Source organism: Pedobacter sp. G11 (genome assembly GCF_003860265.1).
Classification (GTDB): Bacteria; Bacteroidota; Bacteroidia; order Sphingobacteriales; family Sphingobacteriaceae; genus Pedobacter; species Pedobacter agri.
Genome location: NZ_CP034190.1, coordinates 3,471,212 through 3,486,669 on the forward strand (window position 1 = coordinate 3,471,212; position 15,458 = coordinate 3,486,669).

At 37.6% G+C, this 15,458-nt stretch carries 18 protein-coding genes; 10 read left to right on the forward strand and 8 right to left on the reverse strand.

Going from position 1 to position 15,458, the window contains the following annotated elements:
• Nucleotides 1-4: 4 nt before the first annotated feature.
• Nucleotides 5-655 carry a response regulator transcription factor gene (locus EA772_RS15040; protein WP_124913925.1) on the forward strand — a complete coding sequence of 217 codons (651 nt, stop codon included), beginning with the start codon at nt 5-7 and terminating at the stop codon, nt 653-655.
• Between the two features lie 114 nt (nt 656-769).
• Here the strand turns inward: EA772_RS15040 and EA772_RS15045 are convergent, their stop codons facing one another.
• Entirely contained in the window at nt 770-1,135 is a 366-nt protein-coding gene (locus tag EA772_RS15045; RefSeq protein ID WP_124913926.1) for a PleD family two-component system response regulator, read from the reverse strand.
• A 207-nt stretch (nt 1,136-1,342) separates the two neighbouring features.
• Here EA772_RS15045 and EA772_RS15050 point away from each other — a divergent pair, with 207 nt between their 5' ends.
• Complete coding sequence (locus tag EA772_RS15050; protein WP_010599681.1) at nt 1,343-1,618, forward strand: hypothetical protein; 276 nt, start codon at nt 1,343-1,345, stop codon at nt 1,616-1,618.
• 20 nt (nt 1,619-1,638) lie between these two features.
• Here EA772_RS15050 and EA772_RS15055 read toward each other — a convergent pair whose 3' ends face one another.
• A complete protein-coding gene (locus EA772_RS15055) occupies nt 1,639-2,013 on the reverse strand; it encodes a hypothetical protein (protein WP_124913927.1) in 375 nt (124 codons plus the stop codon).
• An 85-nt stretch (nt 2,014-2,098) separates the two neighbouring features.
• Here EA772_RS15055 and EA772_RS21940 point away from each other — a divergent pair, with 85 nt between their 5' ends.
• Entirely contained in the window at nt 2,099-2,284 is a 186-nt protein-coding gene (locus tag EA772_RS21940; RefSeq protein WP_116170219.1) for a hypothetical protein, read from the forward strand.
• An 8-nt stretch (nt 2,285-2,292) separates the two neighbouring features.
• Here the strand turns inward: EA772_RS21940 and EA772_RS15060 are convergent, their stop codons facing one another.
• The 3 genes from EA772_RS15060 to EA772_RS15070 all read right to left on the reverse strand — a co-directional run bounded on the left by EA772_RS15060 (nt 2,293) and on the right by EA772_RS15070 (nt 4,580).
• Nucleotides 2,293-2,940 carry a DUF4142 domain-containing protein gene (locus EA772_RS15060; protein ID WP_124913928.1) on the reverse strand — a complete coding sequence of 216 codons (648 nt, stop codon included), beginning with the start codon at nt 2,938-2,940 and terminating at the stop codon, nt 2,293-2,295.
• A 133-nt stretch (nt 2,941-3,073) separates the two neighbouring features.
• Entirely contained in the window at nt 3,074-3,877 is an 804-nt protein-coding gene (locus EA772_RS15065) for an alpha/beta hydrolase (RefSeq protein ID WP_124913929.1), read from the reverse strand.
• Nucleotides 3,878-4,022: 145 nt separating this feature from the next.
• Entirely contained in the window at nt 4,023-4,580 is a 558-nt protein-coding gene (locus EA772_RS15070) for a ferritin-like domain-containing protein (RefSeq protein WP_124913930.1), read from the reverse strand.
• A gap of 207 nt (nt 4,581-4,787) precedes the next feature.
• Between EA772_RS15070 and EA772_RS15075 the strand changes: the two genes are divergently transcribed.
• Together EA772_RS15075 and EA772_RS15080 are read left to right on the forward strand one after the other, a co-directional pair.
• Nucleotides 4,788-5,051, forward strand: a complete 264-nt coding sequence (locus tag EA772_RS15075; RefSeq protein ID WP_010599687.1) for a SemiSWEET family sugar transporter — start codon at nt 4,788-4,790, stop codon at nt 5,049-5,051.
• 62 nt (nt 5,052-5,113) lie between these two features.
• Nucleotides 5,114-5,305: a hypothetical protein gene (locus EA772_RS15080; protein ID WP_124913931.1), complete on the forward strand. Its 192-nt coding sequence runs from the start codon at nt 5,114-5,116 to the stop codon at nt 5,303-5,305.
• Between the two features lie 36 nt (nt 5,306-5,341).
• Here the strand turns inward: EA772_RS15080 and EA772_RS15085 are convergent, their stop codons facing one another.
• Entirely contained in the window at nt 5,342-5,866 is a 525-nt protein-coding gene (locus EA772_RS15085) for an RNA polymerase sigma factor (protein ID WP_029204575.1), read from the reverse strand.
• A gap of 395 nt (nt 5,867-6,261) precedes the next feature.
• On the opposite strand from EA772_RS15085, the gene dinB reads away from it, so the two are divergent.
• The 5 genes from dinB (at nt 6,262) to EA772_RS15110 (ending at nt 13,032) form a co-directional block, all read left to right on the forward strand.
• Nucleotides 6,262-7,572 (forward strand): DNA polymerase IV, encoded by a 1,311-nt coding sequence (gene dinB, locus EA772_RS15090; RefSeq protein WP_124913932.1) that lies wholly within the window; start codon nt 6,262-6,264, stop codon nt 7,570-7,572.
• Nucleotides 7,573-7,722: 150 nt separating this feature from the next.
• Nucleotides 7,723-10,740, forward strand: a complete 3,018-nt coding sequence (gene dnaE, locus EA772_RS15095) for a DNA polymerase III subunit alpha (RefSeq protein WP_124913933.1) — start codon at nt 7,723-7,725, stop codon at nt 10,738-10,740.
• Between the two features lie 10 nt (nt 10,741-10,750).
• Entirely contained in the window at nt 10,751-11,329 is a 579-nt protein-coding gene (locus EA772_RS15100; RefSeq protein WP_124913934.1) for a hypothetical protein, read from the forward strand.
• Nucleotides 11,330-11,408: 79 nt separating this feature from the next.
• Complete coding sequence (locus tag EA772_RS15105) at nt 11,409-12,527, forward strand: Fic family protein (protein ID WP_148093300.1); 1,119 nt, start codon at nt 11,409-11,411, stop codon at nt 12,525-12,527.
• Entirely contained in the window at nt 12,520-13,032 is a 513-nt protein-coding gene (locus EA772_RS15110) for a YdeI/OmpD-associated family protein (RefSeq protein WP_124913936.1), read from the forward strand. The genes EA772_RS15105 and EA772_RS15110 overlap by 8 nt, the downstream gene beginning before the upstream one ends.
• A gap of 70 nt (nt 13,033-13,102) precedes the next feature.
• Here the strand turns inward: EA772_RS15110 and EA772_RS15115 are convergent, their stop codons facing one another.
• Both EA772_RS15115 and EA772_RS15120 read right to left on the reverse strand, forming a co-directional pair.
• The gene (locus tag EA772_RS15115) at nt 13,103-13,834 is read right to left on the reverse strand and encodes a polyprenol monophosphomannose synthase (RefSeq protein WP_124913937.1); all 732 of its coding nucleotides are present in this window, start codon (nt 13,832-13,834) and stop codon (nt 13,103-13,105) included.
• Between the two features lie 120 nt (nt 13,835-13,954).
• Nucleotides 13,955-15,457, reverse strand: a complete 1,503-nt coding sequence (locus EA772_RS15120; RefSeq protein WP_124913938.1) for a peptide MFS transporter — start codon at nt 15,455-15,457, stop codon at nt 13,955-13,957.
• Nucleotide 15,458: the final 1 nt, after the last annotated feature.

Sequence of the window (15,458 nt, forward strand, 5' to 3'; positions counted from 1 at the left end):
GTTTATGATCAAAATAATCCTGGTAGATGACCATCACTTAATGCGTGAGTCGCTTACCGCACTTATGGATAAATACGAATCGGTTGAGGTGGTAGCAGATGTTGCTAACGGACGTGAACTGCTTGATTTGATAGATACTGGCATTCAGGCTGATATCATTTTATCAGATGTTTTAATGCCTGAAATGGATGGGATTGAAATGATTCCCCTGATCAAAAAGAAGGCTAAAAATCTTAAAGTTGTTCTGTTAAGTGTTTTGGAAGATGAGAAGTACCCATCAAACGCTTTTTTGGCAGGTGCAAACGGATATTTGTTAAAAAGTGTAGGTGCTGATGAGTTATTGTTTTGCCTGCAACATGTAATGAAAGGCCATCGCTATGTTTCTTCTAGTTTGTGTATTTCGATATTGGAAAGGTTTAATAAACAGTTGGTTATGCTTTCTCCTGAGCAAAATCACAGGCTTCAGTTTTCAGAGCGGGAGTTGAGCGTACTTAAACTGATTGGAGAGGGAATGACTAACCAGGAGATGGCTGATAAGCTATTTTTAAGCAGGCGAACTGTTGAAGGTTTAAGGCAGGCACTCATCGATCGGACGGGTTGTAAAAACACAGCAGCACTTGTGCGGTTTTCCATCTTAAACGGTTACGCAGTTTAAAAAAAGCCCAAATTTCTAAGCAGAAATCCGGGCTTTTTTAAAATCAGTATATTATTGCGTAATAATACTTATTGCCAAAAATTTTCAAAAATTTATGATCATTAATTGTTCATTTCAGGGCATTTTAAGCAAGCGCTCAACCATCGAAATGAGTTCATCAATTTCGAAAGGTTTATTGATCATCCCATCCTCATTGGCATTCGTTTCTGTGAGCTGACTAGAAAGCATGGCCGAGATAAGAATTATGGGTAAGTGCTTGGTCGCTGCCTGTTGTTTTAAATTTCTGCAAAGAATTCTGCCATCGTATGTTCCGAGTTGTATATCTAAAAGCAGGATGTGCGGATTGAAATCGGTAATGGTTTGCAATAAATCTGTTGCAGAAATAATAGATAAGGCTTCGTAGCCTTCTTCTTGCATAATTAAAGCCAATGCTTCAGCATTTGAATCATCATCATCAAGAATTAACACCCGCTTTCTCATTTAATCGGCTATTGTTCAGTCGTCTAAATTAAGATTCATAAACGAAATGGTTTAAGTATAAATACGTAGCCTAATACGGTATATAAATTTAAGTGACGATTTTGTGCGACAAAGGCATTTATTCTTTTGTAAAAAAGTTGTTCATCTTCATTATTCGCTTTAACTATTGCAACCGATTACTTAATTTAAAGAATAAATACTTGAAATATGGAAAAAAACCTAGACTACGTTAAAATTCCTAATTTCCTAAACCGCATTAAGAGCGAATGGCCAGGAATGATCGATCGTTTTGAATTTAAAACGCCGACAGTAATTTATGTTCATCTAAAAGAGGGAATCTCCAGTATTGATTTCCTTGGAAGATTATCTAAGAAAGTAGAAAGAATGATAGATTTTACGATACCGATTATCTTATACCACATTGAACGAGATGGAATGAATTTGAGATCGCATCCCATTAATTGGTATTCTACCATTCGTTAAGTTTTTTTAAACGGGACATTTTATAATTGTCCCGTTTGGTCAATGTTAGCTTTCGATTTCGATAGGCTTGCTGTGTAAATTACGGCTGCAGTAAGCACTGCAGTTAAGAAAAAACCTTCTACCACATTTGCTTTTTTATTCCTTTTAAATCCTTTATAGATCTTGTAAGCGGCAATGCCACCTAAACCAGCAAGTTCAAAATTTACAGGATTGACGCTTTTCGATGCTGGTGAATGTTCGAACGTTTTATTTACGCTTGAATTTGCCAGACTAAAGCTTTTTGATAATCTTTTTTCCAATGAAGGTTTGGTGAGATAAATGCCTAAGCCCATACCCGCTGCGCTAAGTACATCAAGTAATAGTTGGTAAGGTTTGTTTGTAGTTTTTAAAGCCATATTTTTTTTCTTTTTATGCCTAAGTAGATATTTTTTGTTTCGGCAAACATTTTGCAATATTTATTGTCTTGTTGTCACTATCCCTATGATTAAAATGGAACAAGGCAGAAGACCCGAACAAATGGAATATAGCGCCAAGGCGAGTTTCTATTGTATATTGATTGCTTTTTTATTAGCACTAACTTTTTCTGTTATTCAGCCATTTTTTCCTGATGAAGTTGGTGCGGTAGAATTGGCAGTGAAAAATATAATTGCTGTTGAATCGAATTAAGCGATTTGTTAACGCTTAAAATTCTTCTGATCGCTCTTCTTTAATGGATCTTCTCCCTGGCCAGCTTTCGATTCGAGTATCTTCTTCTTAATTTTATTGGCTTCCTCATAATGATTTAATAAAGTTGGTTTTGTTAACTCTGCAAATGCTGCAATATCAGCGTCTTTAGATTTCGCAGCGGCCGCAAAAAGATCAATTGTAGTCTGATGGTCTTTGATAATGGTATCAATGAAAAATTCATTTTTGCCATCCTCTTTAAAAGTTTCCAAGCGTTTAATCGATTGTATTCTCGAATCTGGTAATGTGTTCGGTAAACTGAAACCCTTTTTTTTAGCCAGGTTTTTTAAGGCATTACCAGAAGCAGTTTGATCCGTTACCAATTTATTGGCAAATGTTAAAATATCATTTGTGGCGCCCAGCTGGATAATTTTATTTCCGATTTCTACATCAGCCATTTCAATGATTGCTGCGTTTTTTAAAAATTCAATATCTGCCAGATCAAGCTTTGAAGCATTGGCGTTTTCAGTGATTCCAGTATCTATTTTTACAGCATTTTCGTTTGAATCAGAAGATTTTTCTCCGGTTTTTTCTGAATTATTACAACTTAAAAAAAAAGTTAATGCAAGTGCTGCTAAAGTAAAATTGGTAAGTTTCATATATCATTCTTTTAAAAAATCAACACCGTTTACTTTTTAAAGTTTCGATAAATTGAAAATAGCCGCTGATTGCGCCATTAAAAAAACGAAAAAAGCTCATTATTAAAGTGAGCTTTTTAGGATATTGTGATTCTTAAATCTGTTTAAAGTCTTCGGTTAAGGGCATATTGTTCAGCTGCCTGTCAATCCATTGTGATGTGTAATCGGCAACTTCTTCCCAGCCAGGTTCATTACAGATATAATGACTTCGGCCCTTAAATTCCTTCAAATCGGTAATACTAGTTTCATCCGTGTAAGCATGCTGTTCTTTCTCAATTAACGAGGCCGGACAGATCATATCCTCTGAAGCAGAAATGAGCAGGAGTGGAGCGTGTGGCAATTCAACATCGATATCTGCTGAATCAGTCATGCAGGTTCTGAAAACATTTCTGCTATCTGGAGTTGCTGTTCTTTCGAATTCAGTTTGAGCCTGCGCATCAGTTAAAGTATTTGCGAAAGCGCTTTTAAAAGTTTCCAAATCCATCGGGATGGGTTCATTGCCCTTTAATGGATTTGCAATGGTGGCGGCGTTTTTGAAAAACGACCAGTCGAAAGTAATCATTTTATTTGGTGCTACTGAACAGATGGCAACCGCCGAACTCACCACACCTCTAGCAAGCAAAAGCTGAGCAATTAAGCCCCCAACGGAGTGACCAATGACGATTGGTTTTTCATCAAGTTTTAAAATTTCAGTTTCAATTGGCGTAATGATGTCATCCAATTCCAAGTCGCCTAGTTGTTCAGGGATATGGTTTCGTAAAGTCGCAGGTTCTCCATCATGAAAAGGCCATGCCGGCGCAATACAATTATAACCTTTCGATTCAAAAAAATTAATCCAGCCTTCCCAACTTTTTGGGTTCTGAAACATGCCGTGTACAAATATGATTGTCTTTTTCATAGTATAGATTTTGTAATAATGACAAGCAGTTTCAAATATTTGTTTAGCATTGTCCAAAAAATTGCATAGCTATAAGGAATGCAACTTTTCTGAAAAAAAAAGACTTCCAAACCTGGAAGTCTTTTCAATTAGCTGAGCGTAATCACTATTCTTCTGCAGCTTGTGCATTAATAGTGCCTTCAGCTATTTGCGTAAGTATAGCGTCAGTAGCTTTCTCGTTTTCTAATGTTTGATTAAGCAAGGCAGCCACGTCAGTATGGCCCATGTTTTCTGCAAATACCGCTAACGTACCGTAGGTTGCAATTTCGTAGTGCTCCACTTTCTGTGCCGCCAAAATTAATCCCGCATCTCTTATCATTGTACCTTTATCCGTTTCTTCGATAATTCCATTTGCTTCCTCAAGCAATCCAGCCATGGCGTCGCATTTTTTTGCTGTAGCCTTTTCATCTAGTGAAGAAAAAATTTCTTCCAGCGTGACAATATGCTGCTCGGTTTCCAGTGCATGTTTTTCAAAAGCTTCTACCAATTCAGGACTTGTAGCTGCTTTTTTAAATTTTGGAAGCGCCTTAGCCAGATGCTTTTCTGCCCAATAGATATCCTTCAATTCGTCAACAAAGAATTTATGGAATTCTGAATCTTCCATTTTACCTGTATTACCTGATGGTTTTTTGCTTGCTTTTTTTGTTTTTGCTGTAGTAGCCATAATATTATATTTAGGTTGATGTTTGTTACACAACTGATTTAAATGGACATAGTTTTATGCTTTGAAACGTTGCGTATAAATACATTTATGAGCCGTATTTCGCTGCGTGAACTACCTGCCCTAATTAGTAGATTGCAAGATTTAACTACGCGACTTTTCGAAAACAAAACATTATTGAACTAATGCGATTGTGTGTAGAAAAAGACGATGGATTTGAAATTAATCATTGGGATAACCGCTGGTGTATTAACAGCGTTGGCCATCACGCCACAGATTGTAAAAACGTTTCAAACCAAAAAAGCAGCCAATGTCTCGCCTTTTATGTTTATCGTACTGCTCACCGGAAATGGCTTATGGTTTTATTACGGGATGTTAATTATGGACTGGCCCATTCTCATCACAAACGCCTTTTCTTTTTCAATGGATATTTTAATGCTGATTTTGAAATATCGTTACCGGAATAATCATTGAGCTAATTTCATAAACACAAAACCCTTATCAATCGAAATGGTTGTTAGTAAAAGATTAAGGATATGGAAAATGGAAATCCCAAAGAGGAACAAGAGGAGCAACAGGCTAAGGATCAAAGCAAAACAGGTGTAGTTCCGGATAATGATTTGGCTGGAAGCGATGCTGATAAGGCCTATGCTGAAGATGGAACCTTTAAGCAACTGGATGACAACGATACCGACCAAAAGGGTGCCGATGCTGGTCCAGATCAATAAATAAAAAATGCCTTCCCAATGTCGGGAAGGCATTTTTTATGCCCGGTAATAGGCATCATTTTTATAATTCTTTAGATTCTTTTTAAGCTCAAGCCTGGCCTGGTGGATATGGGTTTTTACCGTGCCAATGGGTAAACCAAGTTCTTCGGCTATCTCGTGATATTTATAACCCTCAAAGTATCGAACAAATGGGTCACGATATGCTTTAGGAAGTTTATCCAAGGCCTTTTGAATGTCGCCCATCATAAACTTGTTCTCGGCTACATTCCTTGTGGCGCTATGACTCAAATTTGCGTAAGTTATTTCTTCTTCCGTAGTAATTAATGCGTTTTTCTTTGCTGTTTTGCGGTAGTCGTTAATAAACGTATTACGCATAATTACGAAAAGCCATCCTTTTAAGTTAGAACCTTCCTCAAACTTATGGAAGAATCTAATTGCCTTCATCAGGGTGTCTTGTACCAGATCATTTGCATCATCCAAGTCTTTTGTGAACTGAAGAGCGTGAGAGCGTAGCGAGCTCGCATTGCTATTAACAATGCTGCTAAATTCTGTTTTGTTCATAGGTTTGATTTTTAGGTAATGTGCCCAAATAGTGGCAAACATCATACCGCTAACATCATATGTTATTTATTCCCGTAGTATTACTTATAAAACTTTTATTTTTTTTAATTAATAAGTTAGCCTATAAGCATTCGCTAGCCATATTAGCGTGAATTTTGCAGATCAGGCAACGAGAAATACCTAAAACAAATAGCTGATTGATAATCATCGGGCATCGATCAGGTGTATCTTAATTGCTCCAAACCATGCAATCTTAACTTCCTCGCAAAAATACAGGCCAGCGCTAAAAACTAAAAATGTTAGTATTTTGTGGAAAAAATGTAGTTTATATAACTAATTATATTAGTATTTTTGATCAGTCGGTGTGTAGTGGTTAATTTAATGAGAGAAATGCGATGGACAAAGAAAAACAGATTATTCATATGGACCAGGATGCGTTTTTCGTATCGGTAGAGTTGAGGAAAAATCCAAAGCTAATAGGTAAACCTGTAATTGTCGGTGGCAATTCTGATCGGGGCGTGGTGACTTCATGTAGCTATGAAGCCCGGAAATTTGGCGTTCATGCTGCAATGCCCGGCCGGATGGCGAAACAGCTCTGTCCGCAGGCTATTTTTGTTAGGGGCAATATGGATGATTATTCGAAGGCTTCGCATGAGATTACAGAAATTATTGCCGATCGTGTTCCGCTATTTGAAAAAGCCAGTATTGATGAGCACTATATCGATATGACCGGAATGGACAAGTTCTTCGGTTGTATGAAATTTTCATCGGAACTACGACAGACGATTATTAAAGAAACCGGCTTACCCATTTCCTTTGGCTTATCCGTAAATAAAACGGTATCTAAAATCGTAACCAATGAATGCAAGCCCAATGGCGAAAAAGAAATTCCTTTTCCAGAAGTGCGTGACTTTTTAAACCCTCTTGCTGTACATAAAATACCAGGCATTGGTGATGCCACATTTAAAAAATTGAGTGAAATGGGCGTTCGAAAGATTCAGACGCTTGCTGAAATACCTCAGGATTTAATGTTTAAGATTTTAGGGCAGCATGGTTTGGGACTTTGGCAGAAGGCGAACGGGATAGATTTTTCTCCGGTGGTGCCGTACAGAGAGCGCAAATCAATTGGTACCCAAACTACTTTCGAAAGCGATAGCATGGATATTTCAAAGATGAAAGCCATATTAAGCGGAATGGTTACCAATTTAACTTATGAACTTCGAAGTCAGCAGAAACTTACCGCCTGCATAACTGTTACCATTCGTTATTCGAATTTCGAAACCGTAACGCAACAATCACGGATTCCATATACCGCACTTGATTCCTTTTTGATTACCAAGGCCCATGATTTATTTAAAAAGCTGTACGCTAAACGAATGCTGTTGCGATTGATAGGTGTTAAACTTTCACATCTGGTAAGTGGTTTCGAACAAATTGGTTTATATCATACTTCAGAGGAAGAATATGATTTATATCAGGCGATGGATAAGGTGCGGAACCACTATGGAATTGAATCGGTAGTGAAGGCTTGTATCGTGAAGGGCCCTGAAAGAGATGAAAATGGTAAGGTGATAAAATATAATCCCCGGAAAAATAAATTCAAAAACCAGACGGAAGGTGAAACGGATAACACCGAAGAACGTAAAAAATCGAGAATCAGAACCTTCATTAATGCCGAATTAGGGACAGCTACAAAGTTGGATTAGTAGTTTTTGATTATAGTGATTAACCGTGTAATTGATTAATGCTAATCGATCAATTGATCATTATCTTAAATCGGTAGCAGTAGTAAAATTGGCAGCCGCTAATCGAGAAATACAAACTTTTAATTGAGAACTTTTAACTGAAAACTAAATATGTTCCTCAATGTACATTCTTCATATAGCTTAAAATACGGAACGATTGATGTGAAAGAAGTCGTAAGGCAAGCTCGTGCTTTGGGAATTCGGCAAATGGCGCTCACCGATATCAATAATTCCACCGGCGTAATGGAGTTTATTCGCGAATGTTACCAGCAAGGCATCGCTCGCGAAGCGGATGATATTCAGGCGGGAAATATTCCTTATCAAATAAAACCCATTGCCGGTATCGAATTCCGAAGAGATAACCATCTGTTATACATTGGTATCGCCAGAAACAAAGAGGGAATGCGTGAACTTAACGAGTTTTTAAGTCATCATAATATAGAAGCTACGCCTTTGCCCAATGATGCGCCTTCACTTCCTAATGTTTTTTTTATCTACCCATTTACAAAAACCTTCAATCGTGAGCTGAAATTTAACGAATTTGTAGGCATAAAGGCGAAACAGCTTAATCATCTGTATCAACACCAACTGCTTGGCACAAAAGAAAAACTGGTTGTTTGGCATCCGGTCACCGTGAGTAACAAAGTTGAATATCGGTTGCACGAATATTTAAGAGCCATCGAATTGAACACGCTGTTAAGTATGGTGCCTGAAGATGCAAAATGTGGCAGTGAGGAGGTTTTGATTCCTGAAGAACAATTAAAAAGCAGTTTCGATCGTTTTCCCTTCATTATTGAAAATACGCAGAAATTAATCGATAATTGTGATCTGAGTGTTTATTTCGAATCCGGAGCGCAACCAGCTTCCAAAAACAGATTTTCCTACAGTAAACAAGGTGCAGTGTTCGATCAGAAATTGCTACGAAAAATTGCATATAAAGGTTTGGTTTATCGCTACGGACCAGATAATAAGGTTGCGCAGGAGCGAATGGAGAAAGAACTACGCATCATCGAACTTAAAAACTATTGTGCCTATTTTCTGATCACTTTTGATATTATTCGTTACGCCATCGGCAGGTGTAATTTTTATCATGTGGGCAGAGGTTCTGGCGCCAATAGCATCGTCGCTTATTGTTTGCGTATCACCGATGTTGATCCGATAGCGCTTGATTTGTATTTTGAACGTTTTCTTCACGAAAAGCGCACAAGTCCGCCTGATTTTGATATTGACTTTGCCTGGGATGAACGCGAAACCATCCAGAAATATATCTTTAAAAAGTACCCGAAATGGCATGTTGCATTTTTAGGGACCATGAGTACTTTTAAAGACCGGGCAATAATCCGGGAGATTGGAAAGGTATTGGGTCTGCCTAAAAGTGAGATTGATAGTTTTAGTGATCCGACGAAGGAAAGGGAAAATCAACAGAATGCGACGTATAATAAATTGGCAGCGGTACATCGCCACATGCAAAATATGCCTAACCAGCGGTCTATTCATGCCGGAGGAATCCTGATTTCTGAAGAACCGATTACCTATTATACTGCTTTGGATATGCCTCCGAAAGGATTCGTTACCGTACAGTGGGATATGTATGAAGCCGAAGCAATTGGTTATGAAAAGTTCGATATTTTAAGTCAGCGGGGAATTGGTCACATCCGTGAAGCAGTGCAAATCATTAAACGAAACTGCAATCGTGATATTGATATTCACGATTTTAAAACGTTTAAAAATGATCCGAAACTAAATGCGATTTTACGCGAAGGTCAGCCCATCGGATGTTTCTATATTGAATCGCCTGCGATGCGGCAATTATTAAAAAAACTAAAGTGTGAAGATTATTTAACCCTGGTTGCAGCTAGCTCTATCATCAGGCCAGGTGTTGCAAGTTCGGGAATGATGAAGTCTTTCATCGAACGCTACCATGCACCCGATAAAGTGGTTTACCTCTGCGAGGAAATGAAAACCCAACTCAAAGAAACTTACGGAGTAATGGTTTATCAGGAAGATGTGATTAAGGTTTGCCATTATTTTGCCGGCCTCGATCTGGCTGATGCCGACGTGTTGCGTAAGGCAATGAGTGGAAAATATCGATCTAAGCTTGCTTTTGATGAACTGGTAAATAAGTTTTTTGTATCGGCCAGGAAAAAAGGGCACAGCGAAAAGCTGATTACTGAAGTGTGGCGCCAGATTTCTTCATTTGCTGGTTATAGCTTTTCAAAAGCACATTCTGCCTCGTTCGCCGTAGAAAGTTACCAAAGCTTATACTTAAAAACCTACTACCCAAAAGAATTTATGGTTGCCGTTTTAAATAATTATGGCGGTTTTTATACGCGATGGGTTTATGTTCATGAATTGCAAAAAACAGGAGCAAAGGTTCATTTGCCATGTGTTAACCATAGCGACGAGGTGGTAACTATTAGAGAAAATGATGCCTATTTGGGCTTTGTCGGCATTCAAGGATTGGAGCAGAAATTAATCGAACTCATACCCAAAGAACGGCGGTTAAACGGCGCTTACCAGGATTTGGAGCAGTTTATCAAGCGGACTCAAATTACTTTAGAACAGGCAATTTTGCTAATCCGTTTAGGGGCTTTGAGATTTACCGGAAAAGATAAGAAAACGTTGCTTTGGGATATTTATAACTACCTGGGGCATAAACAAAAACGAATTAACTCGGCGGAGCTTTTTAGTGTAACGCAAAAAAGTTTTGCATTGCCTGAACTGGAAAATTCAGCACTTGAAGATGCGTATATTGAATGGGAACTATTGGGCTATCCGCTAAATTTTAACATGTTCGATTTCCTGAAAACGAAATATCGTGGAGAAGTAATGGCTGCCGATATGCATCAGTACATCGGCAAAACCGTTCGAATGGTGGGCAACTATGTATGCGAAAAAACGGTTCATACCGTTAAAAATTCGAAAATGTGGTTTGGTACCTTTTTAGATCACAATGGAGACTTTTTTGATACCACACATTTTCCAAACTCAACGCCGGTATATCCTTTTAAAGGGAAGGGCTGTTATTTGATATTAGGGAAAATAGTAGAAGATTTTGGCTTTCCAAGTGTAGAGGTTTTAAAGTTTGCCAAGCTTGATATTATGATGAATCCAGTCGCGGTTGATTAATCACAGAAGTATGAAAACAAAATTGAAAAAAGATTGGTATTCAATAGTTGTTTATCCTCAAAAGGGGATTATTAATAAAGTCAAAATCATGAAATATGAATTGGCAGATAGAATAGGAAACTATAAAAGTCGCAATTCAGAAGCTCATATTACGATCATAGAATTTGAGGCTGATTTAAATGAATTTCTTTTTTATAAATATTATGTAAAGAACTTTTGCTTGTATCAAAAACCTGAGCATATTTCATTTAATGAAATAGTATTATCTAAACAAAGCAAAGCACTTGTTTTACTGCCTGCCATTGCTTCAAAAATATATTTAAGAGATTTACTAAAGAATTTTAGAAGAGGTTTAAAACATATGAACGTCACTAATGGCTCAGTGGCTCACATATCAATCGGGAGAGCATTAGATCCAAACCAAATAGAAGGTGCAAATAATATTTTTAATAATATAAATTTAGATTTCAACTGCGAAAAAATAGCGATTAGAAAATTTAATACGTCCATCGGACAATTTGAGGTTATCTATGAATTCTTTTTTCAAGGAAAACCACCAGTAAAAGGGCAACTCTCTTTGTTTCAGTAAAGATGATGAGCCGATTATGAGCCCTAATCGGCTCATGATTTACCTTTTTTTTGAGCCGAATAAATCGTATATTCGGCTCATGAAATATAATTGGGAGCTTTCTGATTGGCCACAGTTCAGCTATTCAACTGAAAAAATTTCTGGGAGGTTGTATGATTTTGCCCAACAAACTGGCGAAGTTAATGCACTGTTAAAAGCATTACCCGGTAATCTTCGAAAGGAAACCCTTTTAGAAACAATTTTATCGGAGGCAATAAAAACCTCAGCGATTGAGGGAGAATTTTTAAGTAGAGAGGATGTGATGTCATCAATTAAGAATAACTTAGGTATAAATAAAATCGCTGAAATAGTTAAAGATAAAAGGGCTTCTGGCATAGCTGACTTAATGATCGATGTAAGGAATACTTTTGAAGCCCCCCTGGAAGAAAGTACGCTGTTTCATTGGCATATACTACTACTTGGAGAAAACAGACGGGTTAATGTGGGTGCTTGGAGAAAGAGTGACGAACCAATGAGGGTGATTTCGGGCGGGTTAGATAAAGAAACAATTCATTTTGAAGCTCCACCATCTGCTTTGGTTTTACAAGAAATGAAAGCGTTTTTAAGATGGTTTAATGAAACAATGCCTGGAGGCATAAACGAGCTTAAAGATCCTGTAATAAGATCGGGAATCGCTCATTTATATTTTGAAAGCATTCATCCTTTTGAAGATGGGAATGGAAGAATAGGTCGTGCCATAGCAGAAAAGGCACTATCTCAAACATTAGGAAGGCCAGTTATGCTAAGTTTATCTAAAATAATAGAAAGGAACAAAGCTGCTTATTATAATGCATTGAAAAATGCCCAGCAAAGCAATGATATTTCTGATTGGTTAAGTTATTTTGTTGATTTAGCATTGACTGCTCAGCTTGATGTTAAAGACATGATTGATTTTACACTTAATAAAATCAAAACTTTTGACTTATTTAAGAATAGATTTAATGAACGGCAGGTAAAGGTTCTACATAAAATGTACAGCTTTGGTCCAGATGGTTTCGAAGGAGGAATGACTGCGAAAAAATACATCTCGTTAACAAAAGCGTCTAAAGCTACAGCAACAAGAGATTTGCAAGAGTTGGAGAAATTAGGGGTACTTATAGTTTCAGGCGGAGGCAGAAGTGTTCATTATATATTAAATGTTTCTCAAATCCATGATTAACATCAAAGCTGAAATAGAGAAATTCGACCAAATGGGCGAAAAAACAGGTTGGAGTTATGTTTTTATTCCAGCAGATGTTGCCAGTAAAATTAAACCAGATTGTAAGGTCAGTTTTTGGGTAAAAGGAAAAATTGATGCAGTGGAAATTAGTGGTGTGGCAACCATACCAATGGGAGCGGGCGATTTTATTATCGCCTTAAAGGCAGCACTTCGAAAGCAATTGAAAAAGGAGGCGGGAGCTAAAATTGAATTATGGCTAAAAGAAGATCAGGATTTTAAAATTGATATGCCTGAAGATTTGGAAATGTGTTTGGCTGATGACGACGGATTGCTGGATGTGTTTTTAGCGCAGCCAAAATCACATCAAAATTATTTTATTAAGTGGGTTAATGAAGCAAAAACGGAAACGACGAGGACTAAACGATTGGCGATGACGGTAGATGCGATGGTGAAGAAACAAGATTTTGGTGCAATGATCAGAGAAAACAAGGGAAAAAAGAGTTGAGCGTCTTGAATGCCAAAACAAGTATTTTCATTGCAATTTAAGTTCATCCAAACTTTTAACTTTCAACTCCTTAGCTCCGACTATAATTCCTAAACCAACTGTTTACTTTCATTTGAATTACGCCCAAAAAAGCTTCTCTGAAAATTTTAGTACTCATTTTCGATGTGCCCTCCGTTCTATCTGTGAAAATAATGGGTACCTCAACCACTTTAAAACCAAACTTAATCGCCGTAAACTTCATCTCAATTTGAAAAGCATAACCCACAAAGCGAATTTTATTTAATGGGATAGTTTCCAATACAATCCTGCGATAACATTTGAACCCCGCTGTGGCATCCTGAATGTTAATACGGGTAATAAACCGAACATACATCGAGGCAAAATACGACATCAGCACCCGACCCATTGGCCAGTTTACCACATTCACACCTTTCACATACCTCGAACCCACAGCAACATCAGCACCTTGAACACAGGCATCTCTCAGCCGCGAAAGATCATCAGGATTATGAGAAAAATCAGCATCCATCTCGAAAATATATTGATAATCTCTTTGCAATGCCCAATTGAAACCATAAATGTAAGCGGTTCCTAAACCTTGTTTGCCAGCACGTTCTTCTATGAAAAGATGCCCATCGTATTCAGATTGCAGCGACTTAACAATATCAGCCGTTCCATCCGGCGATCCATCATCTATAATTAATACGTGAAAAGGTTGCGTTAAAGAGAATACCTTGCGGACAATCTTTTCGATATTTTCCTTTTCATTATAAGTTGGGATGATTACTAAACTATCAGACACTATTAATTAAGATTTTAGAATTACGATAGACCATTTGTTGGAATGTGGCGAAATTAGCTATTAAAAATCAAAAGCCTGAAATTTTCTTTCTGGCTTTTGATTTTTTGATTTCGAATTGATTTATCTCACTTCTCCCATCAATTTTTTTACCAGTTGAGAAAAGGCAATTAATGCTACCCCAGCAATGAGCGAATAAAGCGCAAGTGATTTATAACCTTCGGTATAGGCTACTAGCTTAGCCATCAGCGAAGCATTATCGATACTTGACATCTCTGCACCGAGTTTACCAGCAGCAAGCTGGCCAAATGCACTCGATAGAAACCAAAGTCCCATCATCATTCCAAACATTTTCTTTGGCGAAAGTTTGGTGATGATTGACATGCCAATTGGCCCTAAACAAAGTTCGCCAAGGGTTAGCAGCAGGTAAGCCAGCGTAAAAATATTTAGTGAGCTAATGCCCTGATCGTTTGCAAAGAACCGCGTGGCGTAAAACACATAAAAACTGAGCGCCAGTAATAAAAATCCGATTCCGAATTTAACCACTGTGTTGGGTTCAATTTTCCTTTTGTACATACCAATCCACAATAAACCAACCAGCGGACTAAATACGATGACAAAAAATGAGTTTACACTATTGTTTACCACATTTGGATCGATGTTAAAAAACAACAGGCTATGATCTAAATTGTCTTTGGCAAAAAGTGATAAGGAGCCACCACTTTGCTCAGAAATGGCCATGAAAATAAAATAGCAGAAAATAAATACAAAAGCTGCAATCAGTTTATACTGTGCTTTGATATCCTTGATCATTGCGGTTTCGTAAATGAAATAAATCATGGCTACAATACCAATAGTGTACATGAAGTAATCAGTGTAGGCCGTGTTTTTTACCATGATAAAAATAAGCGGAATACAGAGCAGGGAACCTACATAAACAGCAATTTCGTAAGTAGTTCGTTTCGTTTTCTCCAAGTTTAATAAGGGGGAATTACCAATCGGGCCTAGAAACTTCTTCGTAAAAATAAAAGTACCTAATCCGAAAGCCATCACTAAAGCTGCCGAAAGGAAACATAAATGCCATGAAACATATTTGCCGAGGTAAATACACATTGCACCACCTAGAAGACCGCCAACATTAATTCCGGCATAAAAAAGTCCGTAACCAGCATCTCTTCTGTTATCTTTTTCATGGTATAACTCACCAACCATTGATGAAATATTGGGTTTGAAAAAGCCAGTTCCAATGATGGATAAGGTGATGCCGACATAAAATAAATCCTGAGGAGAAAAAGCTAAAATCAGGTTACCAATAATCATTAATGATCCTCCCCAGAAAAGCGACTTACGGAACCCCAAAATTTTATCGGCAAATATTCCGCCAATGAAAGTAAAAGCGTATACAAAAGCCTGGATAGCGCCATATTGTAAGTTGGATTTCTGATCACTTAATCCAAGTTGATCAACCATGAAAAAAGCCAGAACACCACGCATGCCATAGAAGCAGAAACGTTCCCACATTTCTACTAACGATAAATACCAAAGCTGTTTAGGATATTTACCTTCAAAATTCTGAATCGCTTCTAAAGTTTCGATAGAAGGCGTTTTTTCTGTTGCGATTTGCATG

Excerpts from the sequence above, each read along its gene's own strand:
- EA772_RS15040 (WP_124913925.1), top strand. The coding sequence starts at position 5 with ATGATCAAAATAATCCTGGTAGATGACCATCACTTAATGCGTGAGTCG.
- EA772_RS15045 (WP_124913926.1), bottom strand. The coding sequence starts at position 1,135 with ATGAGAAAGCGGGTGTTAATTCTTGATGATGATGATTCAAATGCTGAA.
- EA772_RS15050 (WP_010599681.1), top strand. The coding sequence starts at position 1,343 with ATGGAAAAAAACCTAGACTACGTTAAAATTCCTAATTTCCTAAACCGC.
- EA772_RS15055 (WP_124913927.1), bottom strand. The coding sequence starts at position 2,013 with ATGGCTTTAAAAACTACAAACAAACCTTACCAACTATTACTTGATGTA.
- EA772_RS21940 (WP_116170219.1), top strand. The coding sequence starts at position 2,099 with ATGATTAAAATGGAACAAGGCAGAAGACCCGAACAAATGGAATATAGC.
- EA772_RS15060 (WP_124913928.1), bottom strand. The coding sequence starts at position 2,940 with ATGAAACTTACCAATTTTACTTTAGCAGCACTTGCATTAACTTTTTTT.
- EA772_RS15065 (WP_124913929.1), bottom strand. The coding sequence starts at position 3,877 with ATGAAAAAGACAATCATATTTGTACACGGCATGTTTCAGAACCCAAAA.
- EA772_RS15070 (WP_124913930.1), bottom strand. The coding sequence starts at position 4,580 with ATGGCTACTACAGCAAAAACAAAAAAAGCAAGCAAAAAACCATCAGGT.
- EA772_RS15075 (WP_010599687.1), top strand. The coding sequence starts at position 4,788 with ATGGATTTGAAATTAATCATTGGGATAACCGCTGGTGTATTAACAGCG.
- EA772_RS15080 (WP_124913931.1), top strand. The coding sequence starts at position 5,114 with ATGGAAAATGGAAATCCCAAAGAGGAACAAGAGGAGCAACAGGCTAAG.
- EA772_RS15085 (WP_029204575.1), bottom strand. The coding sequence starts at position 5,866 with ATGAACAAAACAGAATTTAGCAGCATTGTTAATAGCAATGCGAGCTCG.
- dinB (WP_124913932.1), top strand. The coding sequence starts at position 6,262 with ATGGACAAAGAAAAACAGATTATTCATATGGACCAGGATGCGTTTTTC.
- dnaE (WP_124913933.1), top strand. The coding sequence starts at position 7,723 with ATGTTCCTCAATGTACATTCTTCATATAGCTTAAAATACGGAACGATT.
- EA772_RS15100 (WP_124913934.1), top strand. The coding sequence starts at position 10,751 with ATGAAAACAAAATTGAAAAAAGATTGGTATTCAATAGTTGTTTATCCT.
- EA772_RS15105 (WP_148093300.1), top strand. The coding sequence starts at position 11,409 with ATGAAATATAATTGGGAGCTTTCTGATTGGCCACAGTTCAGCTATTCA.
- EA772_RS15110 (WP_124913936.1), top strand. The coding sequence starts at position 12,520 with ATGATTAACATCAAAGCTGAAATAGAGAAATTCGACCAAATGGGCGAA.
- EA772_RS15120 (WP_124913938.1), bottom strand. The coding sequence starts at position 15,457 with ATGCAAATCGCAACAGAAAAAACGCCTTCTATCGAAACTTTAGAAGCG.